The organism is Bacillus sp. EB106-07-01-XG149 (assembly GCF_058791555.1).
This window is the reverse complement of record NZ_JBYTDP010000001.1, coordinates 296,228-321,947: the sequence shown is the minus strand read 5'-3', so window position 1 is coordinate 321,947 and position 25,720 is coordinate 296,228. Positions and strand designations below refer to the sequence as shown.

The window sequence follows — 25,720 nt, the reverse complement described above, 5'->3', positions numbered from 1 at the left end:
TTTATAACTGGACTTTTTTGACGATTTATATTTAGACTCTTTGCGATCAAAAGACAAAGAGAATGTTAATCTACATGTTTAGCACTCACATGACACTCTCTTGCCGATGTATGTCTAGTAAGAGAAAAGATAGCCAAACCTAAAGACAATAGAACTAGAGATCCACCAACCCAGGCCATATGAGCGACATTATGTATTTGTTTTAAGGCTATACCTCCAACTGCAGAGCCGAGCGAAATTCCTATTTGTAGAGCTGAATTATTAAAACTTTGCTGTATATCTGACGTATCTGGAGCAGTTTGAATTAAATAACTTTGTAGAGGTGGTGCAAGTCCCCAACTCAATGCAGCCCAAACTATCATAACGGGAATAAATAGGCTAATAGAAACTGTCGTGAACGGTAATATAAATAAGATTAGAGCAAATAAAGTAATAACTATTACTATACTTTTTGGAGCGCCTATTTTATCTGATAATCCACCGCCGAACGCTCCGCCACTTACTGCAGCTATACCAAACATTAAATAAAATATGCTAATCCAATAAGGGCTTAGTTGAAACTTTTCTTCTAAAAAAGGAGTAAAATAAGCATATAAAGTATAGTGTCCTGCTAACATAAACATGGTAGCTAGATGAGCAGCACCTAGTTTTGGACTACACACGGCTTTTAATTGGATAGATAAAGGAGTTCGGTTTTCCTCCCCAGGTATTTTCTCTAAAAATAATGAAATTAAGATAATAGATCCCAATGATAAAATAGCTATACATAAAAAAATAACTCTCCAGCCAAATGTGTTCGAAATTAATATGCCTAGTGGAACTCCTAAAACAAGTGAAGAGCTAATACCCATATAAATTAATCCTAATGCTTTTGCTTGGTAAGAGGGATTAACAATCTTAGCTGCAATTGTAAGGGAAAGTACGACAACTAAAGCAGTACTCATAGCAGTTAATATTCGTGCTATCATCATAAAAGTAAAGTTCGGACTAAAATAAGTAAGTATATTTCCAATTAGAAAAGTGTAAAGTGAAATAATATACAATTTTTTTCGTTCCACTTTACTTGTGAAAATCAATAATACAGGACCTGCTATAGCATAAGTAAAGGCGAAAATTGTAATTAATTGACCAGCGGAACTTAATGAAACATTAAAATCTTTAGCGATGTCTGGCAATATTCCTCCAACAATAAGCTCTACAAGCCCTACTGCTATTGTTGCTAAAGCTAATATAAATACTTTGAAATTCATTTTTTGTATTCCCTTCTCATCATTATTTACCTTAGAACAAAAAAACTCCTGACCACAAACGCTAAAAGACGCGTTTTGTAGTCAGGAGTTATTGGTTCCTGGTAGAGACCCCCAAGCCATTATACATGATTCTCATATGTAATTAATCAATGTAATAGAAGATATCATATTACTTTTTACATTTCAATAAAAAAAATTTGCATTCGTATACGTGTACCCATATAAAAGAGATAAAATGGGCTTTCTGAAACTCTAATAATTTTACCTTTCGATGGAAGTGCGATCTAAATAATTCAACTATTGCTAACTTTCACTAATGAAGATTATATAAATAACAAACGTAAGTATTAAACGGGTATATCAAGTAAAAAAGCGACATCCTTTCTGTAGAATTAATTTTAGAAAAGGGTGGCGTTTTTTATATGTATATTTTTGTATCTAATCAATTACAACTATTTGCTTAAGCAATTCTAAGCTATTTATCTTCAAATCATTGACGGTAGATGAGATTAGTTTAATGGGCATGGGGTTAACCCCATCTTTTTTTATTTCTTTGTATTAATTTTTAAACACAATGTATTGATATTGGGTTAACCCAATAACTTACACTTAATGTAATACAAAGAAAAGTGGGGGGAATTGTTATGGGAAGTTTACGATTGCATATAGAAAATAAAAAAAGAAACCAAGAACTAAGAAATATTTGTTTATATTCAATTGCAAAAACAGTATCAATATTCGGTAGCTCTATGTATAGTTTCGCGCTAGGATTATATGTTTTACAAATAACTGGATCTGCGTTAAATTTCGCGATTACGCTCATATTAGGAACGATTCCAATGATTGTTATGAACCCATTTGCCGGTGTAATTGCTGATAAAGTTAATAAAAAGCTTCCTATAGCAATGGTAGTGTCCGGGCTATTATTAAATTATATCCCAGCCTACATCATTCCAATTGTAGGTGGAATCTTATATTTAATAGTAATTAAAGTTTCATCAAATCGTTTCACGTTAGAAGTTCATTCGAAAGATTATAGTGCTTCGTAGAATCCAATAGAACTTTTTATAGCTTTAATTATTACCGCTTTACGATTAACAGCTATGATGTTTATATGGTTGCCTAGAGGGATTGCATGGCAAGAAGTCATTATGAACAGTATTGCTTTTGGAATAAATTATGTAGGTTTTCCAATCTTAATGATTACTAGTAATCAGGATTCAAACTTAACAGTTCTTATTATAGGCTGGACATTGTTTTTAGGAGGAAGTATATTAAACACAGTTTCAGAGTTACTTAGAAAATCTTTTAAAGACAATCCTATAAATCAAGGTAAGCTATATACAGGCGGTTTATTTAAATATGCGATTCATATTAATTATCTTGGAGATTGCATTTGGGTGCTTGGTTTAGCGTTAATCTCTAACAATCTTTATAGTTTGTTTATTCCTATAGGCCTATTCTTAGTATTTGTTTTTGACTATATTCCAAAATCTGATGTTTACTTACAAAACAAGTACGGGGAACAATTTACAGTGTATAAACAGAAAACCAAAAAACTAATACCGTTTATTTGGTAAATCCGTTTCATAAATTATAAAAAGCGCAGGATCATTATCCTGCGCTTTTTTATCGTAATTCAGCTGTTTTTCTAATAACAATCTTATCAATATCATCTTCTTCATCACCGATAAATAAACCGCGTTCTTTTAAATACGCCTCAAAATATAAATCTGCTTCTGCACGTTCATCATATGGTTTTACAGATAGAACGAAACCTAATTTATTTTGTTCCTCTAAATGAGAAGTGGAGATGTAGGCCGGTACATTGTGGCGTAAAAAGAGTTCTTTAACCGGAATAATCATATCTTTCATTAATTTCGTTAACATACCCATTTCAAACTCGAAATTAAAACGATCTATGCTACATAAATCAGCGAATACTACACCGATAAAACCTGTATTAAATACTTCTTGATATTCTACTTCTTCGTTACCGTAAAAATTCTTTTCGATTAAATAATTTATAAAGTAAGAAACACCGTCACTTTGTTCAAATGGTTTCGTTGAAAGAACAAAGCCGATTTTCTTTTGTTTATGTAAATACACACATGACATGTATGCTGAAATGTTATGTTCTTTAAATAGAGAACTTGTTGCTCCAGAGAGGCCATCAAGTACGTGATGAACAATTTGAAGTTTTTTACGAGCGAAATAATAGGATTTCTTTTGTAACTCCAATGTATCAATAAAGACAGAGCCGATAAAGCCTGTATTTGAAATAATAGGTGTTTGCTTTTTTCTTCCTCTGCGCTTTGCTTGAGCCATTGTGAAAATCATCCCTTCATGTACAATTAAAATAAAAAAGAACGCTTGTTCGTATATGTATATTTTACTATTAAAACGCTCTAAAGTAAAGGGTTTTTGATGAAAAAATAACAAAAAAGACACCTATTAAAGGTGCCTTAAACGCTGTAGGGAAGAGGGTTCATCCCAACTATTTATATTATGATACAGAAACGATCTCTTCTGTATCTTCTACATCTAAATGACAGTCCATAGTACGAACATCTTGATCTTCATGACTTCCGAAATAAATAGTAATTTTCATATGTATCGCTCCTTTATTCTAGGAATACCTAAAATAATTACTAGTAATGTTACTGTTTATTATATACCACTTTTTTCATTCCGACAACGTTATATCATTTTTAATTCTTTTAGGGTGAATAGAGTGATGTATAGAGCTATTTTTATAGAAATAGGCACATTTCATATATGTTATATTTAATACGGAACGATTCGAATACGAATTATTATGAAAGGAGAAAATGAATGAATTATAAACAGTTATTAATAGATAACTTCACATATAAAACGTCATATATTTCGCGGCAAGTACATGGAATGAATGTAAAAGAAACGAAGGATTATGTTGCTGTCGACTGTGGTTTACCTGCAGATACATTTAATATCATTACTTTATTAAACAATGATTTAACGGAAGGTATTGAGAAATTATATAAAGTGGTAAACAACTATAATCAAAAGAAATTTCCAATGAGTGTTTGGTTTTGGAATGATAGGTATGAACAGATTATAAAAAGCGAATTAATAAAACTTGGCTTAAAAGAAGCAGAACAAAATATCGCGATGGTAGCAGACTTAAAAACAATTCATCCAACAATAAACATGCCAGAAGGTTTTACGATACAAAAAGCATCTTCGCCAGGACAAATTAAAAATTTTGGGGAAACGTTAGCTAATCTATTTGGTACATCAGAGGAAGGTACACATGTACAAGCATTCTACAATGAAACTGCTTCTTTCGATTTATGGAATAGTGAGAATATGAAACTATATTTAGGGATTTTTAAAAATGAAGTCGTATCTGTTGGTTCAATAGTATGTACAAAAGATAGTATTGGTATTTATGATATAGCAACTAAAGAAGAAATGAGAGGGCAAGGATTTGGCTCTACTATGTTTAATTACTTGCTGCAAGAAGCAAAAGAATTGAAGGTTGCTCAATGCGTATTACAAGCTTCACCTGATGGAATTAATATTTATAAAAAGGCTGGCTTTCAATCTGTTGGACAAATGACTGTTTTTGAAAATCGACATTTATTTGAATAAATTATCCAAGCCAAATTAATTTCATGTAGGAGTTAATACATCATTATGAAAAGAAAATATATAGTTACAATCATTTGCACCTTTATAGTAATAGGTACTTTTGTTTTTCATAAAGCAAATGAACTTAAGTACACGAAAGCTATTAATCAATTAAATCATATAAAAAACATTGCACATAGAGGCGCTTCTGCGTATGCGCCGGAACATACAATAGCAGCGTATAAATTAGGGCAACAATTGAGAGGAGATTATATAGAAATTGATCTCCAAATGACAAAAGACGGACATTTAGTAGCTATGCATGATGAAACAGTAAACCGCACTACAAACGGTACGGGGCTAGTTAAGGAACATACATTAGAAGAAATAAAGCAACTTAATGCAGGTTCTTTTTTTAATGAAAAGCATCCAAGTTTAGCGAAGAAAGAATTTGAAGATGCTAAAGTTCCAACACTAGAAGAAATTATTGAAACGTTCGGGCAAAGCGCTAATTATTACATTGAAACAAAATTGCCAGATGAATATCCTGGTATGGAAGAAAAGCTATTAGAAATTATAAAGCACTACGAAATAAGTGATAAAATTATTATTCAATCATTTAGTGAAGAAAGTCTGCAAAAGATTCATGGTTTAGATGTTAATATACCGCTAGTACAATTACTACCTTACAAAAAGGCAGCTCATTTAACTGAATTAGAGATAAAAAAGTATAAAACATACTGTATCGGTCTTGGGATGAACTATAAATATATTGATTCAGCTTATGTAAAGAGTATAAAGAAAAATGGATTAGAAGTTCATCCATTTACTGTAGATAATGAAACAGATATGAAAAAGTTAATTTTATGGGGAGTTGACGGGATGTTTACGAATTACCCAGATCGTTTACATTCATTATTACAGCCTTAAACTATAATGGTGTAATTATCACTGAATCAATAATACAAGTACCCACAAGTATACAAAGATAGTTTGTCATCCAAATGGTAACATCATTGAATACATAGAGCCGATATTGAAATGCAATCCGAAAAAGAATCCAATATTTTTATTGGATTCTTTTTATTTAGCTCTAAGTGACGAACTTAAAGCAATATGAATTTGAATTTGTTAATAAAATATTACATTGAGTATGAATTTTGTAATTACCATCAGAAAGTAACGAAATTGTAATGAATTTTAACTACGCTTTTTATATTTTTTTGATACACTGGCTACGAGAGGAATACCGATTAATGTAGGTAAAAACCAAAACCATATAGGCGGTAATAAATTAATTATGGGAATATGAATACCGACGTTTACTAAAAGTGCGGTAACGGCACCTATATAAGAGCCTAACATACCTCTAATATGGTGGTGAAGCCAATTTTTCCAACGTTTTTTTCGTGCGAGGTATCCATATATCGCAAATGAATAAGAGAAAATTGCTACATAAAATAAATATGCGATTTTATCCCAATTTATAATGGATAATATAATTGCAGTAACGGTGATAACAACATAGGATGCATGATATATTTCACCCCATTCCGTATGTTTTCCTTTTTTCTTTTGAGCAACCATCGCTACAATACCGCTGATTAAGCATATTGTTCCAAATAATATGTGGATGGTTAAAAGAATGTGAAAAATGCTCATAATAATTCCTCCTTTTTTATTTTTATAGTATTGCAGTATAGGAGGAAAGTTGAAACATATTGTTTGTTCGTCTTAATATATTGAAGTATTGGTACTCCTAGTACAAGTTTCAACTGATAAATTTTTCTTGAATTTAATAATACACGTATTACGCGAAATGAAGGAGAGACTTCCATGTTTACATCAATTACATATTTACAATCTGGGAATGAGAAGCAACAAAAAGTGTATGATGTTTTGAATAAACTTAACATTATGGAGGATTTAACTTTGTATAGTCCGGTTCTTTGCGGAACAATTCCTATTAGAATTGATACTCTTCAATCTGACTTAGATATAGTAATGGAAGTACATAACTTTGATGTTTTTGAACAGGAAATGAGATCTTTATACGGTTCTTATAAAGGATTCAAAATAAAAAAGAAAAAAATTAAAACTACAGAATCGATAAAGGTAAATTTTGAATTTGAAGGTTTTAAATTTGAATTATTTGCTCAGCCTAAGCCAGTGCGTAACCAAAATGCATATAGACATATGATAGTAGAGCACATGTTATTAATGCAGCATCCCCATATAAGGGAAGAAATTCTTCACTTAAAAGAGAACGGTTTAAAAACAGAACCTGCTTTTGCTCAAGTATTAAATATTGACGGAGATCCTTATGACGAACTTATTTTATTGGGACAGGAAATGAGATTGTGGTAAATATGATATACAAAAACTCCTCTATAAATAAAAGAGGAGTTTTTGTTATGGCATTAGCTTACGAATTAATTCACTCAGTAATTTAATCCCGTTAGTCATTTGCTCCGAAGAAGCATATCCATATGATAAACGAATGTACCGATCTGATTCTTCTTCATATATACGTCCTGGGTTTAAAAGAATTCCTTTTGATAGCGCCTCTGAAAATAATTTCTTCATCGGAATGCTAGGTACAATCTTTAGCCATATAAATAATCCGCCACTAGGAATATCCCACGATGCAATATCTGCCCAGTACTTATTTAAAGCTCGTATCATGATTTGTCTTCGTTCTTTTAGTTTAATTCTTACGTTTGCAACATGTTCTTCATAAAAACCTTTATTTATCCATTCAGCAGCAACTCTTTGGGATAATGAGCTTGATCCATAGTCTGTTTGCATTTTTATATCTGACAATCTATCAATTACAGGTTCTGGTCCAATAATCCATCCAATTCTAAGTCCAGGAGTAAGTGTTTTAGAGAGACTACCAACATATAATATATGTCCATGTTTATCTATCGACATTAAAGGAGCTGGAGGTGGTTCATCAATCCATAACTCGCGGTAAATATCATCTTCAATAATAGGTAACTGTTCTTTTTCACATATTTTTAATATTTCTTTTCTTCGTTCTTGAGACATTAATATCCCTGTTGGATTTTGAAAACAAGGGATAGAATATAAAATATTTTTCTTTTGACTATATTTAATTCGTTTTAAAAATTCGTTAGGTAAAATACCGTGATGATCCATAGATATACCAGATAGATTTATATTTGCTGATTGAAATACATGAAGTGAATATAAGTAAGAAGGCTGTTCAAGTAAAACGGTTGATTCTCTATGCAAAAGACCAATTGATATTAATTGGAGTGCTTGTAATGCACCAGAGACGATTAATATAGAACTGGCTGATGTATGTATTCCGAATGATTTTACGTATTTACTAATTGCTTCACGTAACGGTAAAAAACCTTTTTGTTCTTCGTATCCAAAATACTCTAATTCCTCACATACGCTTTTCATAATCGTCTGCATAGTTTCTAGCGGGAAAAGTTGAGGCGCAAGTTCACCTTTACTAAGATGGATAAGTTTTTTATTTGCTTCTGCTTCATTGATTTCTCGTACTATTAACTTGCTAGGTTTATGAATACCGGCCTTTACATATTCACTCCAATCAGGCGGGGGATTCGTCGCTAATAATGACCATGTATTATTTGTTACAATTGTTCCTGCTCCAATTTTCCCTTGAATCAATCCATCTGCCATAAGTTCATCTAGCGCAGTTATTACAGTACTTCGATTTACATGAAATAATTTGGCTAACTGCCGTTGACTAGGAATCTTACTTCCAATAGGCCATTCACCGTTTTCAATTTTTTCTTTCATATAGTCTACTATCTGCCGATATTTAGGCAGTTTTTTATTAGTTGTCATAAAAAAACTCCTCGTTCACTTTATAAATGCCAAGTGGTTGGTTTTTACGATAAGTAACTGGTTGAAGACATTGTATCAACTATTAAATATGATGAAAGAAATAATTGGTAATTATAAAGTGGTTGGTTTGAAGGGGGAGAAAAACATGAATTATAAAAAATGGGATTTTCGGATTATTTGTGCTCATGCTTTTACGATTTTAATATGGGGGACTGCCTTTCCGGCAATTCGTATGGGGCTTGAATCTTACACACCTGAGCATCTTACTTTACTACGTTTATTAATCGCTTCATTTATACTTCTGTTGTTTTCTTTTATTTACAAGTTACGGCTACCGGATTTAAAGGATATCCCAGCAATTTTTATGTTCGGTGCTTTAGGATTCACTTTTTATCACATTGCATTAAACTACGGCGAAAAAACAGTAAATGCTGGATCTGCAAGTTTAATTGTTTCAGTCACACCTATAGTAACGGCTATTTTTGCATCTGTTTTTTTGAATGAAAAAATGAAAATAAATGGTTGGATCGGTGGTGTAATTAGTTTTATAGGAATTGCTTTCATATCATTTAGTCAAGGAGATGCTATTCAATTGAATAGTGGAGGATTATTTATATTATTAGCAGCGATTTCAGAAAGCTTATTTTTCGTTTTCCAAACTTCTTACTTAAAAAAGTATGGTTTCTTGCCATTTACCATATATACAATTTTGTCTAGTACTGTATGTATGCTTATTTTCTTACCCGGAGTTTATCAAGAAATACTAACAGCTCCTCTTGAAGTGAATATGAGTGTTATATTTTTAGGTTTATTTCCAACAGTACTCCCATATATCGCATTGGCATATATCATATCTCATTCTGGTGCTGCTGAGGCAACAAGTTCTCTATATTTAACGCCAGTAACTGCATGTTTTGTTGCTTGGATATGGTTAGGAGAAGTGCCAACTTTTGTTTCGATAATTGGCGGAGGGATTACTATACTTGGAATTGTGATTGCTCATATACCAGTATTAAGAAAAGAAAAACATAGGAATTTAGCAAATAATCAATCCGTATAATGTAATTCAATAATAATTTTATGATACTTTTTTATGTAATTTCCTTCTTATGTTGATAAATATAATATTTTGTATTTCAGTTAAATATTGTATGTTACATTTTATGTAGTAAGCATTTTAAAAGGAGATGACAACATAATGAATGGAAAAAGAAAAATTTTCACATGTATTTCTATTATAGGAATTGGACTAGCTAGTTTTTCTAATTCTAGTTTCGCAGCAAATGTAATGGACAATTCAGTACAAACTTCTATTCCCATAGTCAATCAACAAGTAGCTGCTGTAAAAGAAATGAAACCATTTCCCCAGCAAGTTAATTATGCAGGTGTTATAAAACCAAATCATGTTACACAGGAAAGTTTAAATGCTTCTGTAAGAAGTTACTACGATAATTGGAAAAAGAAATATTTGAAAAATGATTTATCTTCTTTACCTGGTGGTTATTACGTAAAAGGAGAGATTACGGGTGATGCTGATGGGTTTAAGCCACTTGGAACTTCAGAAGGTCAAGGGTATGGGATGATAATTACAGTATTAATGGCTGGTTATGATTCGAATGCTCAAAAAATCTATGACGGTTTATTTAAAACAGCAAGAACTTTTAAAAGCTCTCAAAATCCTAATTTAATGGGATGGGTTGTCGCAGATAGTAAAAAAGCACAAGGTCATTTTAATTCTGCTACTGATGGGGATTTAGATATTGCGTATTCTCTTCTTCTTGCTCATAAGCAGTGGGGATCACATGGAACGGTTAATTATTTGAAAGAAGCACAAGACATGATTACAAAAGGTATTAAAGCTAGTAATGTTACAAATAATAACCGACTAAATTTGGGAGATTGGGATTCTAAAAATTCACTTGATACGAGACCATCTGATTGGATGATGTCACACCTTAGAGCATTTTATGAATTTACAGGTGATAAAACTTGGCTTACTGTTATTAATAATTTGTACGATGTTTATACGCAATTTAGTAATAAGTACTCTCAAAATACAGGACTTATTTCAGATTTCGTTGTAAAAAACCCACCACAACCCGCACCTAAAGACTTCTTAGATGAGTCAGAATATACAAATGCATATTATTACAATGCTAGTCGGGTACCATTGAGAATTGTAATGGACTATGCGATGTACGGCGAGAAAAGAAGTAAAGTCATTTCTGATAAAGTCTCTTCATGGATTCAAAATAAAACGAATGGAAATCCTTCTAAAATTGTGGATGGTTATCAATTAAACGGATCCAATATTGGTAGTTATCCAACTGCTGTATTTGTTTCACCGTTTATTGCTGCAAGTATAACGGATAGTAATAATCAAAAGTGGGTAAATAGCGGTTGGGATTGGATGAAGAATAAGAGAGAAAGCTATTTTAGTGATAGTTATAATTTATTAACTATGTTATTCATTACAGGAAATTGGTGGAAACCTGTACCTGAAGATAAAAAGACACAAAATCAAATAAATGATGCAATTTATGAAGGATACGATAATTAATTAAATTTGAGAATGGTTACTTAAGAAAGGAATTAGCATACGCTAGTTCCTTTTTAATATTTTGTAAAACATTATCCGTTCTAAAATTTGCATAGATATACTTGCTTTTTTCATATACATAGTTATTAATGACTCAATTTTTTATGAGGGGAGGGTATTTCTTGGAAAAAGTATTATTTTTCGGAGACCCAGGTATTGATGACTCGTTTGCCATTATGTTTGGTTTACTGCATCCCGAAATTGAAATTGTCGGTATTGTAACCGGATACGGAAATGTTGAGCATATACATGCTGCACATAATGCAGCGTATATTTTACAGTTAGCAAATAGACAAGACATTCCTGTCATTAGTGGTGCAACAAAACCACTTACAGAAGAAATTACTACGTACTACCCTGAAATTCACGGAGCAGAAGGATTAGGGCCCATCCATGTTCCAGAAAGCGTATTATCTATTCCAATATACAATTTTGGAAGTATTGCTGCGATTCTTGTAAAGTACGGGAAAGATTTAACAATTGTCGATGTAGGAAGATCTACCTCGTTAGCGATTGCTTTTAATTTATGGAATAATTTAATGCTGAATGTAAAAGGAATATATTTCATGGGTGGTGTTTTTTTAGAAGTAGGAAACGTTACGCCATTAGCAGAGGCAAACGTGTATGGAGATCCTATAGCAAGTAAAATTATTTTTCAGCAAGCAAAGAATTTATTTATATTCCCTTTAAATGTAACAAATAAAGCTGTGTTAACTCCAAATGTATTTAACTATATCCAAGCTAATTCAAAAAATCCATTTCATACGATAATGAAACCGATGTATGATTACTATTTATCTGCATACCAAAAACTTAATCTATCTATCGAAGGGCCTTTGCTACATGATGTGGTTGCTATAAGTGGATTAGTTAACCCAAGTTTTTTTAAATTTGCGCTTCGTACAGTGAATGTAGATACATACGGAGATACGAAAGGACAAACATTCGCTGATTTTCGCCCTAGCTCTATATCTAAAGGTTCCCGTATAGCGTTAGAAATTGATGAACAACAATTCATTCAAGATTTTATAAAAATCATGTTATAAGTTGTTGTCGAAAAAGGGATATATTTCACTACGTTGAATATATAAATACATTCTCTTTATAAAGGAGCTTACAATATTGAATGTCCAGTTAAAGGTTGTCACGAGAGAGAGTTGGGAAGATGTATTAAAATTACAAGTTAAAGAAGAGCAAAAAAAAATTGTTCCGGCTGTAGCAGTTTCACTAGCTAAAGTGTATATAAAACCAGATGGTGACAATGTAGAGTACATACCATTTGCGATATACGACGGTGATCTAATGGTTGGATTTATTATGCATGCCGTTGTAAGAGAGACAACTGATATGTATTGGATAAATGGATTTATTATCGATCAAAAGCAGCAAGGAAATGGTTATGGAAAAGCGGCGTTACAGGGAAGCATCTATTTAATAAAAAACACATTTAAGGCGTGTAAAGAAATAAGGTTAACAGTACATAAAGATAATATCTCTGCAAAGAAACTATATGAACGTTACGGTTTTCAACCATTGGGACATGAATACGATGGGGAGCAAGTATATCGTTTGTTCGTTTAAGTATTACGAAGTAAAGATGTGAAATGAAGGATGAAATTAAATAACTGGGAGGAATAGCAATTGAAAAATAAATTTCACCATATTGTACGAGCTGTTATGATAAAGGATAAAAAATTGTTAGTGGCTGAATATATTGGCCATCATTATTTTTTACCAGGTGGTCATGTTGAAGTTGGCGAATCAGCTGAGAATGCATTAATAAGAGAACTACGAGAAGAACTCGGAGTAAACTGTAGTATAAAAAACTTTTTAGGAGTCATAGAAAACCAATGGGAAGACCGAGAAGTTATTCATCATGAAATCAATCACATTTTTGAAGTAGATTCGCAAGAGTTACATATTGATTTCATACCAAAATCTAAAGAATCTCATTTAGCGTTTCACTGGATAGATTATAATCAAGAAGTTTTACATACGTATAAAATCATGCCAGAGCCTTCAGTTAAAGAGTTACTAGAAAGAAAATTAAGTGATGAACTAGTAAACTGTTGGATTAGCAATTTTTAAACATCTCTATTAATAATAAATACGTCCACCGAAAGGAGATTAAGAAAATAGGCTAAAAAACAAGGTACATCACCTAGTGTAAGTTCATATTTTGTTGATGTACGCATTTAGTCTATAGTCTGATTTCTACTTTGTTTGCAAAAATAGATAAACTGTAACATTTGGACGGAATTTATTTGTATAAATGGAGGGTTTCGTAATGAATGGATTTCAACAAGAACTACAATCGTTAAACCTTAATGATTTTCAATCTGGTAATGTTGTGTATTGGGATCAACTACAACAAAATCAATATCCATACTATTACATTCAAGATGATGCACGTCGTTGTGGCGGATGTGGAGGCTGTGGTGGACGCTGTGGTGGATGTGGCGGCGGAAGATGCGGAGGTTGTGCAGGACGTTGCGGCGGATGCGTAGGTTGCGCTGGATGTTTCAGCTGCTTTAATTGCTGGAACTGGTGGATCATTTAAGTATAGAACATCAATAATATTTCATATGAAAGAAAGGTGTAAATACTATTTTATACTTTTCTTTCATGTTGTAATTTTTTATTCATGTTAAGGGGGATTTATTTGTATACATACGATAAATTGATTTCTTGGGTTGAGAATATAAAAGAAGAAAATCATAGTTCTGCAACAGCACTGTGCATTATAAAAGATAATCAAATTGTACTAGAGCATTATAGTGGCCATCATTCAAATATATCTACAAGTAAAAAAATAACAGCATCTTCACAATTCAACGTTGCTTCTGCGAGAAAAAGTTATTTAGGATTAATGGTAGCATATGCGCTTTTCGAGGGGAAAATAAACTCTATTGATGACGAGGCGATAAAGTACTTTAATGATTTCGACCCTGTATTACTTGGTAAAACAACGATAAGACATTTAGTAACCCATTCGCACGGTTTAGGAGAAACGAATGACGGGACAATTTTTCGTGAATTTGAATCTGGACAATCATGGGCGTATAGAGATATTAATGTAAGAATGATAACACGTCTTATTTATCAGCTATATAACAAAAGTTTTCCTGAATTGTTAAAGGAGCGTGTATTCGATCTAGTTAACTTCCAAGAAACAGGTTGGAGAATTCAAGAGCATGAAAACTTAGTTAAAGTTGTGGATAATCCAAATGAAGACGCAATTAGTGAAATTGGTACGGTAGATGATGGTAGTGAAAAAAATCTGTTTGTCTCAGCTAGAGAATTTGCTTATTGGGGCAATCTTCATTTAAATCAAGGTATGATAAACGGTAAACAAATTGTTCCAAAAGAAGTTATAAAAATTGCTACGAGTTTGCAGAGTCCCACATTTATAAACAAGGAATTACCACAAAACGGATTGTTTTGGTTCGTTCAAAATGAACCTGCACTTTTAAGTGAGCTTGGTGAACGTGTTCCAAAAGGAGCGTATCAAATATTAGGAATTACTGGACCGACTCTTTTAGTAATACCAGAATATAATGTAGTTGTTGCGAAAATGTACAATAAAAGATGCAACTACGGTGGTGATAATTATTTATATTATTTACGTGAATTTAGCAATTTAGTCGCTGATACATTTCGTAACGGTAATAGGGCATAATTACTCCTATAATGAAAAGGAGTGAAAGAAAATGAAAGATAAAATGAATAAAAACAAAAAACAAAATATTAAAGATGTGAATACAGAACAAAAAACAAAATATTAAAGATGTGAATACAGAACAAAATGCAATTTATAGCGATCCTAAAGATGCTGCTAATATGCAAACGGTACCGCAGCCGAAGGATTTTGATGAAATCGAATATTAATTTTTATCCATCCGACTATATGATGAATGAAAAATACATCTTAAGTCCCATCACATGACAGAAGTCTTTTGATATCATATATACATAAGCATTTGAAAATGTCTTATCTTAACAAAGCTTTCTTTAAGTAAATCTAATATAACCTACAAAAAGACACTTCATTATGGAGTGTCTTTTTGTGTACATGAACTGAATTACCATTTTCCGTACAGTATTTTGTAATTTATGATGGTTATACTAACTGTGAAAATTCATGTCAAGATAAAAGAAGGGGACAGTTAGTATGAAACAAACTTCTATAAATCCGTTACTAATTGTTCTAGGTACAATCATTGTTCAAATTGGCCTTGGAACAATTTATACATGGAGTTTATTTAATCAACCCCTTGTTAGTAAGTTTGGATGGAACCTCAATTCCGTAGCGATAACTTTCTCCATAACAAGTTTTTCATTATCATTCTCAACCTTATTTGCAGGAAAGTTGCAGCAAAAGTTAGGACTTCGTAAACTCATCGCTACTGCAGGGATTGTTCTGGGACTCGGTTTAATACTTAGTTCACAAGTTTCTTCCTTACCATTACTATATTTATTAGCTGGTGTTGTTGTTGGTTATGCAGATGGAACTGCTTATATTACATCACTATCTAATTTAATTAAATGGTTTCCAAATCGAAAAGGACTTATTTCTGGCATATCTGTTTCGGCATATGGAATGGGCAGCTTAATTTTCAGATATATAAACGGAAGTCTTATCGATAGTCTTGGTGTATCACAAGCATTTTTATATTGGGGGATTATCGTCCTACTTTTAGTATTAACCGGATCGTTCTTCTTACGTGAAGCAATTGTAAGTAATACTGTAACTGAGACATTACACAATGACTATACTCCTCGTGAAATGATGCGAACGAAACAAGTATATCTCTTGTTTTTCATGTTATTTACATCGTGTATGGGTGGACTATATTTAATCGGTATGGTAAAAGATATCGGAGTACAGCTCGTTGGACTTAGTGCAGCTACTGCTGCTAACGCCGTTGCAATGATTGCAATTTTTAATACGGTAGGTAGAATAGTTCTTGGAACGTTATCAGATAAAATTGGCCGAATGAAAATTGTTTCTGCAACGTTTATAATAATTGGATTGTCAGTCTTTACTTTAAGTTTCATTCCTCTAAATTACGGCATTTATTTCGCTTGCGTAGCAAGTGTTGCCTTCTGCTTTGGTGGTAACATTACAATATTCCCGGCCATTGTCGGAGATTTCTTCGGCTTAAAAAATCATAGTACAAATTACGGAATTGTTTACCAAGGTTTCGGATTTGGTGCGCTTGCAGGAGCATTCATCGGAGCACTACTTGGTGGGTTTCAACCAACCTTTATTATAATTGGTGTGCTATCTGTTATCTCTTTCGTTATTTCAATATTAATTCGTCCACCAAAAGCAGAAAAGAAAAAAGAAACAAAACATTTATATCGGAAAATAGCTTAATTCTGGAAAAGAGTCCTAATAAAGGGCTCTTTTTATATTACAAAATATTTGATTTCCCCTTTTTAATAAATGTGTAGGAAGAAAAGAGTTACTTAATTCAAAATGAAATGATTTGAAAAGTAATAAAGTGATTTATTTCTCAACGAACTAAGTAGCAGATTAGTAAAATATTCATATTGTTTTATAAAGGTACTGAAATCATGTTATAAAACTACATTAACCACCTTTGTTATTAGATATGCAATTCATTTGTATACCATTATTTTATTATAAAGGTAGTTGGCTTATATTGATTACAACCATAATTTCTTCTTTTATGGCATTCACTGCAACAAATATTGATGACATTTTCATACTCCTTGTTTTATTTTCACAAGTAAAGACAGGAGTAATTAAGAAAGAAGGTAGGACTGTCCGAGAAAAAACTAAGATGAAAGAACTTTATATTGTTATTGGACAATATTTAGGATTTAGTGTGATTACTTTTCTAAGTATCATTGGTTCTTTAAGCTCTTTTTTCATTCCAGTTTCGTGGATCGGATTATTAGGATTCGTACCAATTTATATGGGAGTGAAAGGAATATTGTCACTTCGTTCTTATAAAAGGAATGAAGTCATTGATAACGTTTCTGGTTCAATATTTAAAGTAGCTTTGATAACGTTAGCTAATGGGGCTGACAATATTTCGATTTATATACCAATGTTCGCTAGTCAAAATCTTAAAACAAATATTGTTACATTAGTTATATTTTTTACCATGATAGCAATATGGTGTTTTATTAGCTACACATTGTTAAGAGCTCCTATTTTAGCTAAAGTACTTGAGAGAAATTGTCATATTATCGTTCCAATAGTTCTAATTGGTTTTGGAGTATTCATTCTTTTCCGCAGTGATACAATTCAATTATTCTACTAAGGTGTGAACTTACGGAAGTTTTAATTAATAAGAATCGAACGACGTAAATATTTTCGATAATTACATTCCTTTAGATTAATTCGATTCTATACAATGCATAAAAGTCTTATTACAGATAAAATGTAGTAGGGCTTTTCTTTATTTTAGTGAAATGAAACAGTGCCCTACGACTATTAAGTTAGACAGGATATTACGATTATTAAATTGAATAGATACTTTAAAAGGAGCGCGATAATTAAAATGAAAATAGTAAAACAATGGGTCCAAGAAGATAGTGATTACATAAGAGAAAAAGTAATTGAATATAACCAAAAACATATTTCGGAAGAAGAGAAAAAGCCTTCAGAAAAAATTAGTTTTATCGTGAGAAATGAAAAGGAAGAAATTGTAGGTGGAATAACTGCAATTACATTTTGGCACCACGTACATGTCGATTTCCTTTGGGTTTCTGATGAGTATAGACACGAAGGCTACGGAAGCAAGTTATTAAAACTTATTGAAGAATTTGCAATTGAAAATGAGTGTAGGCTAATCAATTTAGATACTTTTAGCTTTCAAGCTCCTGATTTTTATAAAAAGCATGGATATAAAGTGATTGGAGTAAGTGAAGAACACCCTAAAGGGCACAATCGATACTATTTAGAAAAAAGGTTATAAAGTAGATAGAATCCCAAACTGAATCAATCAAAGCATAAAGAGCGTACGTTGAATATTTACTTTCAAAATACGTTCTTTTTTATTTAGTAATGAAGGTTTATCGATTATTACTTTTACTAAGAGCAGATAAATGAACTACTCTATTAACTTTTTTATATTTTAAAACGATTAAATGGTAGAATGTAACAAAGGCAGAAAATTCTCGTTATTAAAGGTGGACTTAGATGAAAAAAGTAAATGTTACATATGCACTTTTATACGATAATACAAACGAAAAGATCTTAATGGTAAAAAACAAAGGAAAGAACGGTTCTTATTACACGCTACCAGGTGGCGCAGTTAAATTGGGAGAAACGTTAGAAGAGGCAGTAACTCGGGAAGTGAAAGAAGAAACAGGGTTACATATAACTGTAAACGGTATTTGTTCTATCAGCGAAGCTTTTTTCGAAGAGAGAGGTCACCATGCAATTTTCTTTAATTTTTTAGGCGAAATAATTGGCGGAGAGACATATATATCAAGGCCAAAAGAAATTGAAGAGATTACTTGGATGGAATTACATAGAGCAGCACCGCATTTACGTATACCAGAACACTTATTAAATACATTACAAAGGAAAGAAACAGTACCTTACTTCTTTAACGGAACAATCATTCATCAATCTTCATAAAATTATCATTTCATGTAAGGCGGGGAAAAAATGGAGTTTATCGTTAATCATAAACATTTCACTCAAGCACTTTCAGAAGTAAGTAAAGCTATATCTACCAAAGCTATAATCCCTATACTATCCGGTATAAAAATAATTGCAGATCAATCTGGAATTACTTTAATCGCAAGTAATTCAAATATTTTCATCGAAAAATTCATCCCTAGTTCTAACGAAGACGACCAAATTACAACTATATTAAAAGTAGGGTCTATTGTAGTACCTGCAAAATATTTCATTGAAATTATAAAGAAAATGCCAAGCAATGTAACAATAAAAAGTAAGGATGAGCAAATCATTGCGATACAGTCAGAAGAAATTACATTAAACTTAAATGGACTTCCAACATATGAGTTTCCGAATGTACCACTTATAGACGATCATGCAAAAGTACAAGTAGAAACGGAACAATTGATTGAAGTGTTTAAACAAACAGCCTTTGCAGTAGCTAAAAATGAATCTAGACCTGTTCTTACTGGTGTTCATTTAGAGTTAGATTATACTAAGTTAATTTGCGTAGCAACTGATTCACATAGACTTGCTATACGCGAAACGAAAATATCTACAGATGTGAAAGCAAGTTGTATCGTACCAAGTGCAACTATTAGTGAACTGCTAAAATTAATGAATAGTAATTCAGAATTCGTATACATCTATCTTTCAGAAAGTCACATTATTTTTACATTCGGTACAACTACATTATATTCAAGATTAATTGAAGGAAAATATCCTAATATATCTAGTTTAATTCCAAATGAATTTCAAACAGTCATTAACGTAGATAGAAAAAGGATTTTACAAGGTGTAGATCGATCCAGCTTATTAGCAAGTGAATGGGCAAATAACAATGTTAACTTAGAAATCATAGACGAATCCACAATTAAAATTTCTTCTAATGCTTCTCAGATTGGAAAAATATCCGAGACTCAACAGATAGATACGATTCAAGGTGAAAAACAATTAAACATATCTTTTGATGGACGATTTATGATAGATGCTTTAAAGGCAATAAAAGAAGAAACGGTTACTTTAAGTTTCAGCGGTTCTATGAGACCGATATTAATTGAAGCAGGGAAACTATCTGCAGCAGTACATCTTATATCTCCAGTAAGAGCCTATTAATAGCAAAGAAAGGAATCACATTATGTACAAGCACACTTTATGTTTTATAAAGAAAAATGAAGAGATACTTATGTTAAATAGAGAATATGACCCTGTAAAAGGATTGTGGAATGGGGTAGGGGGAAAGATAGAAAAGGGAGAAACACCTTTAGAGAATGCGATTCGTGAAATTAAAGAAGAGACTAATATAGAAGTTAAACATGAACAAATTCAATTTAAAGGTATTATTAAATGGGAGGACTCTTCATATTCTGGCGGTATGTATGCTTATTTAATAGAGCTACATAATGAATTTACATATCACACTCCAAAAAAAGTATCAGAAGGAATTTTAGATTGGAAAGAGATTTCTTGGATTCTAAGTGACTATAATTACGGCGTAGGAGAGATGATACCTAAATTTTTACCTGATTTACTCCACAATGAATTAATATTAGAGCACAATTTTGTTTTATCTAATCATAAATTAATAGATTATAGGAATGAAGAATTGGCTAAGCAGGATAGCTCTATAGATAATATAGTTTAATTATAAAAAGCAGGAATTGTAATCTATAATACACAGCAAAATAATTAAAACTTAAATGATTCGAAGAGTAGCTAAGGAGAAAATTAATATGAGGATGAGTGTGATGAAGAAGAAAATAATTATTTTACTCATAGCTGTAGTTCTAATTACTTTTGCTTTTTATCAATACAACAAAAAAGATAGTGTAGTAAAAAATGATAAGTTGTATGTAGAATACTTTAAAGGTAAAAATGATTCAAACAAAATACAATCTGCTATTAATAAAGCAGAGGCTAGTACAATTAAAACAGTATTGCTTGAGGATAAGAAGTATAAAATTACGTCACCAATCGTAGTGAAAAAAGGTGTAAAATTATTATTCGGTTATGGAACACAGTTTGTTGTTGAAGGTAATTTTAGAGTTCTAGAATTAGAAAGAAATGCTTCTATCGAAGGAGCTTATATAGCTATAGACGATCCTAAATTTAATTCTGAAGTTATATATTTAGACGGCAAAAATAAGTATTATAACACTTGGCACAAAACACAAATAAAAGATATAAATATTATTAATTGGACAGAAACAAATAAAGGTACTGGAATTTCTTTGTATTCTGGTGGGAAAGAAAATGAAATTTCATTTATTAACTTTGAAAATATAAAAGTTGTAGGAATGGAAACTGGGCTGAAATTAGTAGCAAAGAAACCGCAATCTGGTTATGCTTGGATAAATGCCAACCGTTTTATGAACTTCTCACTTGAAGATTGTGTAAATATGATTTATATGGATAGTAATGTAACTACACCAAATGAAATTAGTGGGAACCAATTTACAAATCTACAAATACAACCATCAAGTAAAACGAAAAATATAGTAAGAGTAAGTGGACAGCATAACGAGTTCAATGGAATGGTGTGGGATTTACAGAAAATCAATCACGAAAACGAACTCATTGAACTAACTGATAAAAGTATGAATACGGTTATTAATATTACCTCTGTACAAACAAATAGAGTTTTAGATAGCGGTAAAGCAAATATAGTGAAGTAAGTTTAAATACAGAAAAAGAGCGAATTCCTTAAAAAAGGGTTCGCTCTTTTTTATTTATAGTTAAAATTCCCTCCACCAAGCTGATGAAGGATAGTCTGTAGATTTTAACGTAATAGATTCACCCATTTGTGGCGTTGCAATATTAACTCCTAAACGCTTTGCTTCTTTTGTCACACGTTCAATAGGGTCACTCCATTCATGTAATGATAATGTAAAAGCACCCCAATGAATCGGAAGAAGTAGTTCTCCTTTAACGTCAATATGTGCTTGTACCGTCTCTTCTGGCAACATATGAATAGCAGACCACCTTGTATCGTATTGCCCACATTCCATTAAAGTAAGATCGAACGGACCGTACTTATCACCAATTTCCTTAAAGTGAGGAGCATAACCGCTATCACCACTAAAGAAAACTTTAGTTTCTTGACCAAGAATAAGCCATGAACACCATAACGAACAATCTCTATCGGTCATACTCCGTCCAGAGAAATGCCTTGCAGGTGCACAAACTAACTTTATATTATCAAACGCAATTTCGTCCCACCAATTATGTTCACTAATTTTGCTAGGTGAAACACCCCATTTAATTAAATATTGCGCAACTCCAGTTGGAACGTAAAAGTGCTTTGTACGATCTTTTAACTGCATAATACTCTTGTAATTCAAATGGTCATAGTGATTATGAGAAATGATAATCGCATCAATTTCTTGAAGGTCTTCACGTTCTATAGAAAAAGAACCACTATAACGTTTACTAGTAAACACAGGAAATGGGGAAGAGGCATCTCCAAACATCGGGTCTAATAACAATGTTTTACCTTCTATTTTTAAAAGAGCAGCAGAGTGCCCAAACCATGAAACACTCTCTAAAGACTTATTATTTTTATCTGATAAAACAATAGGTAAATTCTTTACAGGACGCAGCTTTGCTTTCATTTTAAAGTAATCATTCAATAAACCTATAATATCTTTCAGTTTAAAACTTACATCAGTATGAATTTGATTCATATATTTCTTTTTCATTCGTTCTCCTTTTTACGTTTAACAATATACGTATGTTGTTATTGTAGCTAATTGTAGTTTAAACGAAATTATATTACCTTTCATCTTAAATGCATTACATTTCATAAATTCGTCAAATTCATTATTCTTATATATAAAATGTAAATCAAACAGCAGCAGATGAAACTAATTTAATCATTTATCTAAAGAATCTTATAGTCTTTTACTGTATAGTGGAGTGTTATTAGATTTTGGACAAATAAATTACATTGAAGGAAACTATTTAAAAAAGAAGCGACCTTTAAGAAATAAGAAACGATATTATTATGCAATTCAAGAACAAGAACTAACAGATATAGAGGCTTTCGGGATGTATGGTAATACGTATTTAGATTTAGGAGAAGTTCAAATTGGTCTATATGGAAATTCTCGATATTCAACATTAAATTTAATTACAGCAGATAACGAAACATTTGAAGAATATTTTCAAAACACTAATACTGATATTAATTATAAGAAAAAGCAATTAGTAAAAGGTTTCGTAGCAGCAGATAGACAAATAGATTTACATTTAAATATAGTTTACGAAAAATTAGGCTTATATCAAAATTCACAACCTGTTATTCCTGTATTTAAATCAACAGACTTATCTATACTTAACGAAATTGCGAACACAATCAGTAAAGATTTGGTCTTATTGTTTAAAGAAAACGATAAATCTTTAAAAGGATATTTTGTAAGCAGCAGATACTCAAAAGAAATAACTTATGAAGAGTTTTTTATCTGGTGGTATCACTTTTTCTATACAAAAGTAACTGAAGAATTAATAACAAAAGGTGTGATTTCAGAATTACAATTTAATGATGTAGTAAAATTAACATTTTTCTTAACAGATATTTCTCAAATGGCCATTGTTAGAGATATACGAGATCAATACATTGATACTAAAAATCCACCAGCCAGTTCAGCTGTAGAAGTTAGAAAGTTAATTAACGATAACTTATTAATCGAAATCGAAGCAATTGCTGTAGCAAACTAATTTTAAAAACTTATTCGTCATCATATCAATACAATTCGTTTACTGCGTTCATTTTAAACGAATTGTATTTTTTATTATCTATAATATCATTAATATCTAGAGACGTTATCATTAACAACAACAAATCATTACATAATTGACCACACAGAATGAACCCCGTGCAAAGGGGAACCTAACAAGAAAAAACTAACATATAATAAGTTTATTACTTTTATCTAGTTAACATAATATATATTATAGGAAGTTATAGAACCAAAGCAATTACAGGTATCAAAAACCAAGTAAACTATACTTAATGAGACGAAGCAGAGATTTTTAGTGAGATTCACATAAAATCGTACCTAAACGAATTTCTACAGTTTTTATCATTCTTTTTGTTATAAATCCATCACAGCAAATTCAAATCAATAATCCGTTAAGAATTATCGAATCAAAATCATTTTTGATTGGCAAGAAATTTTTATACAAAAAAATATTTCTATACAAAATATAAATTAGTAATATTATTTTATGTTTTACTTAATGAATTTATTGCTATTTGCACACGTTTTACAACTTTACATTATTTGTTGTTGTTTTTGTTATTTACGCTTGACTTTCATTACACTCATTGTTCTTTATTCTAGTTAACATAACGTTTATTTTTAACATAAAAAAATCTCCCTCACCTTTAGGAAGATTTTTTAGCTTGCTAGTATTTCATTTATATATTTTTAATAACAATCCCAATTGTAAATAACATTGGAAAAATCTAGATTTAATAAATCTTCTTTCTTTATAAAGAAATTAGCAACACCAGAATCTCCCCACATAATATTTAATGAATCATCTGTATCAATTTGCAACAATAACATGTCATGTTGCTGGTATTTTACTTCCCATTCCCTTGGATCTGTCTGTGTGAAAAATGGATAACCACCAATTTTATGCCCTTGATCTTTACATAAATCATCATACAGTTCGCCTAATTCTGTATGATTTTCTTCATCAACAATTTCTTCCCAATCAATTTCCTCGCTAAACATCTTTTCAAATCGATAATCCCTTGATGTTACGGGTTGATAACCCAATTCAAACTTTAATTTCGCTGCTTCAGGTATGATAAAGTCCTCTAATTCTGAAGTGTTTAAATAACTAAAATCAGTAATAACCTTATTTAAATCTTCTATAACTGTAGAATGATAAATAATTCGAAAGTCTTTTTGGATTGTTGGATGATCAAAATCTGCTCCATAAAGTTCATCTTCAGCACTTACGAAAAACTGTAACATTCCCTTTTGAGGCATATATTCAACATGCGGCATTTCTTCAAAGTTTAACTGCGCAAGTAACATCATAGGTTGTCCATTTGAATCTTTAGGATGCTCTTGATCTATAGGTAAATACGGATAACCACCAAACTTACTATCAAAAAGCGTTGTCTCTGCTTTCGCTCCAGACACTTTAATATACGGCTTCACACTTTCTTCTAAAATACTACGATACTGCTCTAGTTCTTTCGGAATTTGAAGTTGATACGTATTCTTCATTACATTTGCCTCCCTTTAATAATGAATTGAAAATGCCTTACTTAATTATATAGCAAGAGATAGCTGCATTGAAAATCGTTAAATATCCGTTTTCATCCTCGTTTTTTGCGCACTTGGTGGACAAAGTAAATTATGTTCTAAAACTTTTTTATTAATAGTTCGAATTAAATCAGCTGCTTCTGCAGTATTTGTATTTTCTTTTAGTCTCTCTTTTAAATCATCAATTTCTTTTGAAAGCTCAATCCACCTAGGTAAAACATGATTATTCTTTAGCGTTCTATACAGTTGCTTTTCAGGATTGTAAGAAAGATCATTATCAAGATTAAGAGGCTTCCCTTTACCGGGTAAATTATCAAAAGACCCTTTCTTTTCTGCTTCTTTAACGATAGAACTAATATGGTCCTCATACGTAAAGGACCAAACTTTCTCATCTTTTACTAATATCTCTTGCTTTTTTAGTTTTTTATCTAGTTCTTCTTGATTCATAGACTCTCTCTCC

The 25,720-nt window shown here is 31.6% G+C and carries 25 protein-coding genes and 3 pseudogenes; 21 read left to right on the top strand and 7 right to left on the bottom strand.

What is annotated here, in order from left to right:
- Positions 1-65: 65 nt before the first annotated feature.
- A complete protein-coding gene (locus AC3WTA_RS01690) occupies positions 66-1,250 on the bottom strand; it encodes an MFS transporter (protein ID WP_492332791.1) in 1,185 nt (394 codons plus the stop codon).
- A gap of 644 nt (positions 1,251-1,894) precedes the next feature.
- Between AC3WTA_RS01690 and AC3WTA_RS01685 the strand changes: the two are divergent.
- Together AC3WTA_RS01685 and AC3WTA_RS01680 are read left to right on the top strand one after the other, a co-directional pair.
- Positions 1,895-2,236 (top strand): annotated as a pseudogene (locus tag AC3WTA_RS01685) (MFS transporter); the annotation flags it as partial.
- 117 nt (positions 2,237-2,353) lie between these two features.
- On the top strand, positions 2,354-2,830 hold the full coding sequence (locus tag AC3WTA_RS01680) for a methyltransferase family protein (RefSeq protein ID WP_000971288.1): 477 nt from the start codon (positions 2,354-2,356) through the stop codon (positions 2,828-2,830).
- Between the two features lie 49 nt (positions 2,831-2,879).
- Here the strand turns inward: AC3WTA_RS01680 and AC3WTA_RS01675 are convergent, their stop codons facing one another.
- Positions 2,880-3,578, bottom strand: coding sequence for a hypothetical protein (locus tag AC3WTA_RS01675; protein ID WP_033657770.1), 699 nt, complete (start codon positions 3,576-3,578; stop codon positions 2,880-2,882).
- Between the two features lie 507 nt (positions 3,579-4,085).
- Here AC3WTA_RS01675 and AC3WTA_RS01670 point away from each other — a divergent pair.
- Positions 4,086-4,886 (top strand): GNAT family N-acetyltransferase, encoded by an 801-nt coding sequence (locus AC3WTA_RS01670; RefSeq protein WP_001107082.1) that lies wholly within the window; start codon positions 4,086-4,088, stop codon positions 4,884-4,886.
- Between the two features lie 45 nt (positions 4,887-4,931).
- Positions 4,932-5,795, top strand: a complete 864-nt coding sequence (locus tag AC3WTA_RS01665) for a glycerophosphodiester phosphodiesterase (protein WP_000824690.1) — start codon at positions 4,932-4,934, stop codon at positions 5,793-5,795.
- Between the two features lie 270 nt (positions 5,796-6,065).
- On the opposite strand, the gene AC3WTA_RS01660 is transcribed toward AC3WTA_RS01665, so the two are convergent.
- Positions 6,066-6,527 (bottom strand): hypothetical protein, encoded by a 462-nt coding sequence (locus AC3WTA_RS01660; RefSeq protein ID WP_000021530.1) that lies wholly within the window; start codon positions 6,525-6,527, stop codon positions 6,066-6,068.
- A gap of 174 nt (positions 6,528-6,701) precedes the next feature.
- Between AC3WTA_RS01660 and AC3WTA_RS01655 the strand changes: the two genes are divergently transcribed.
- Positions 6,702-7,232 carry a DUF4269 domain-containing protein gene (locus tag AC3WTA_RS01655; protein ID WP_000495201.1) on the top strand — a complete coding sequence of 177 codons (531 nt, stop codon included), beginning with the start codon at positions 6,702-6,704 and terminating at the stop codon, positions 7,230-7,232.
- A gap of 45 nt (positions 7,233-7,277) precedes the next feature.
- Here the strand turns inward: AC3WTA_RS01655 and norG are convergent, their stop codons facing one another.
- Complete coding sequence (gene norG, locus AC3WTA_RS01650; RefSeq protein ID WP_000210492.1) at positions 7,278-8,711, bottom strand: efflux pump transcription regulator NorG; 1,434 nt, start codon at positions 8,709-8,711, stop codon at positions 7,278-7,280.
- 145 nt (positions 8,712-8,856) lie between these two features.
- On the opposite strand from norG, the gene AC3WTA_RS01645 reads away from it, so the two are divergent.
- The 14 genes from AC3WTA_RS01645 (at position 8,857) to AC3WTA_RS01580 (ending at position 21,651) form a co-directional block, all read left to right on the top strand.
- Positions 8,857-9,771, top strand: a complete 915-nt coding sequence (locus tag AC3WTA_RS01645; protein ID WP_001106994.1) for a DMT family transporter — start codon at positions 8,857-8,859, stop codon at positions 9,769-9,771.
- Positions 9,772-9,909: 138 nt separating this feature from the next.
- On the top strand, positions 9,910-11,271 hold the full coding sequence (locus tag AC3WTA_RS01640; protein WP_001013582.1) for a family 8 glycosyl hydrolase: 1,362 nt from the start codon (positions 9,910-9,912) through the stop codon (positions 11,269-11,271).
- A 161-nt stretch (positions 11,272-11,432) separates the two neighbouring features.
- A complete protein-coding gene (locus AC3WTA_RS01635) occupies positions 11,433-12,356 on the top strand; it encodes a nucleoside hydrolase (protein ID WP_000416762.1) in 924 nt (307 codons plus the stop codon).
- Positions 12,357-12,432: 76 nt separating this feature from the next.
- Positions 12,433-12,891 carry a GNAT family N-acetyltransferase gene (locus AC3WTA_RS01630; RefSeq protein ID WP_492332790.1) on the top strand — a complete coding sequence of 153 codons (459 nt, stop codon included), beginning with the start codon at positions 12,433-12,435 and terminating at the stop codon, positions 12,889-12,891.
- Positions 12,892-12,951: 60 nt separating this feature from the next.
- Complete coding sequence (locus AC3WTA_RS01625) at positions 12,952-13,398, top strand: NUDIX domain-containing protein (RefSeq protein ID WP_000790755.1); 447 nt, start codon at positions 12,952-12,954, stop codon at positions 13,396-13,398.
- Between the two features lie 199 nt (positions 13,399-13,597).
- A complete protein-coding gene (locus AC3WTA_RS01620) occupies positions 13,598-13,870 on the top strand; it encodes a heterocycloanthracin/sonorensin family bacteriocin (protein WP_001013079.1) in 273 nt (90 codons plus the stop codon).
- 102 nt (positions 13,871-13,972) lie between these two features.
- Positions 13,973-14,989 (top strand): serine hydrolase domain-containing protein, encoded by a 1,017-nt coding sequence (locus AC3WTA_RS01615; RefSeq protein ID WP_000288899.1) that lies wholly within the window; start codon positions 13,973-13,975, stop codon positions 14,987-14,989.
- A gap of 492 nt (positions 14,990-15,481) precedes the next feature.
- Positions 15,482-16,690, top strand: coding sequence for an L-lactate MFS transporter (locus AC3WTA_RS01610; protein WP_000815162.1), 1,209 nt, complete (start codon positions 15,482-15,484; stop codon positions 16,688-16,690).
- Between the two features lie 289 nt (positions 16,691-16,979).
- Positions 16,980-17,606 (top strand): cadmium resistance transporter, encoded by a 627-nt coding sequence (locus AC3WTA_RS01605; protein WP_327965607.1) that lies wholly within the window; start codon positions 16,980-16,982, stop codon positions 17,604-17,606.
- Positions 17,607-17,846: 240 nt separating this feature from the next.
- Complete coding sequence (locus tag AC3WTA_RS01600; RefSeq protein WP_492332789.1) at positions 17,847-18,263, top strand: GNAT family N-acetyltransferase; 417 nt, start codon at positions 17,847-17,849, stop codon at positions 18,261-18,263.
- A 224-nt stretch (positions 18,264-18,487) separates the two neighbouring features.
- On the top strand, positions 18,488-18,931 hold the full coding sequence (locus AC3WTA_RS01595) for an NUDIX hydrolase (RefSeq protein WP_000757647.1): 444 nt from the start codon (positions 18,488-18,490) through the stop codon (positions 18,929-18,931).
- Between the two features lie 30 nt (positions 18,932-18,961).
- Positions 18,962-20,092 carry a DNA polymerase III subunit beta gene (gene dnaN, locus AC3WTA_RS01590; RefSeq protein ID WP_000394447.1) on the top strand — a complete coding sequence of 377 codons (1,131 nt, stop codon included), beginning with the start codon at positions 18,962-18,964 and terminating at the stop codon, positions 20,090-20,092.
- Positions 20,093-20,114: 22 nt separating this feature from the next.
- Entirely contained in the window at positions 20,115-20,621 is a 507-nt protein-coding gene (locus AC3WTA_RS01585) for an NUDIX hydrolase (protein ID WP_070168868.1), read from the top strand.
- Positions 20,622-20,709: 88 nt separating this feature from the next.
- The gene (locus AC3WTA_RS01580; RefSeq protein ID WP_001242976.1) at positions 20,710-21,651 is read left to right on the top strand and encodes a hypothetical protein; all 942 of its coding nucleotides are present in this window, start codon (positions 20,710-20,712) and stop codon (positions 21,649-21,651) included.
- A 60-nt stretch (positions 21,652-21,711) separates the two neighbouring features.
- Here AC3WTA_RS01580 and AC3WTA_RS01575 read toward each other — a convergent pair whose 3' ends face one another.
- Positions 21,712-22,674 (bottom strand): MBL fold metallo-hydrolase, encoded by a 963-nt coding sequence (locus tag AC3WTA_RS01575; protein ID WP_078183534.1) that lies wholly within the window; start codon positions 22,672-22,674, stop codon positions 21,712-21,714.
- Between the two features lie 169 nt (positions 22,675-22,843).
- Here AC3WTA_RS01575 and AC3WTA_RS01570 point away from each other — a divergent pair.
- A pseudogene (locus AC3WTA_RS01570) lies at positions 22,844-23,497 on the top strand (hypothetical protein); the annotation flags it as partial.
- Positions 23,498-23,692, top strand: a pseudogene (locus AC3WTA_RS01565) (RidA family protein); the annotation flags it as partial.
- Positions 23,693-24,405: 713 nt separating this feature from the next.
- On the opposite strand, the gene AC3WTA_RS01560 reads toward AC3WTA_RS01565, so the two are convergent.
- Positions 24,406-25,221: a YwqG family protein gene (locus tag AC3WTA_RS01560; RefSeq protein ID WP_000799782.1), complete on the bottom strand. Its 816-nt coding sequence runs from the start codon at positions 25,219-25,221 to the stop codon at positions 24,406-24,408.
- 78 nt (positions 25,222-25,299) lie between these two features.
- Entirely contained in the window at positions 25,300-25,707 is a 408-nt protein-coding gene (locus tag AC3WTA_RS01555; protein WP_001070912.1) for a DnaJ family domain-containing protein, read from the bottom strand.
- Positions 25,708-25,720: the final 13 nt, after the last annotated feature.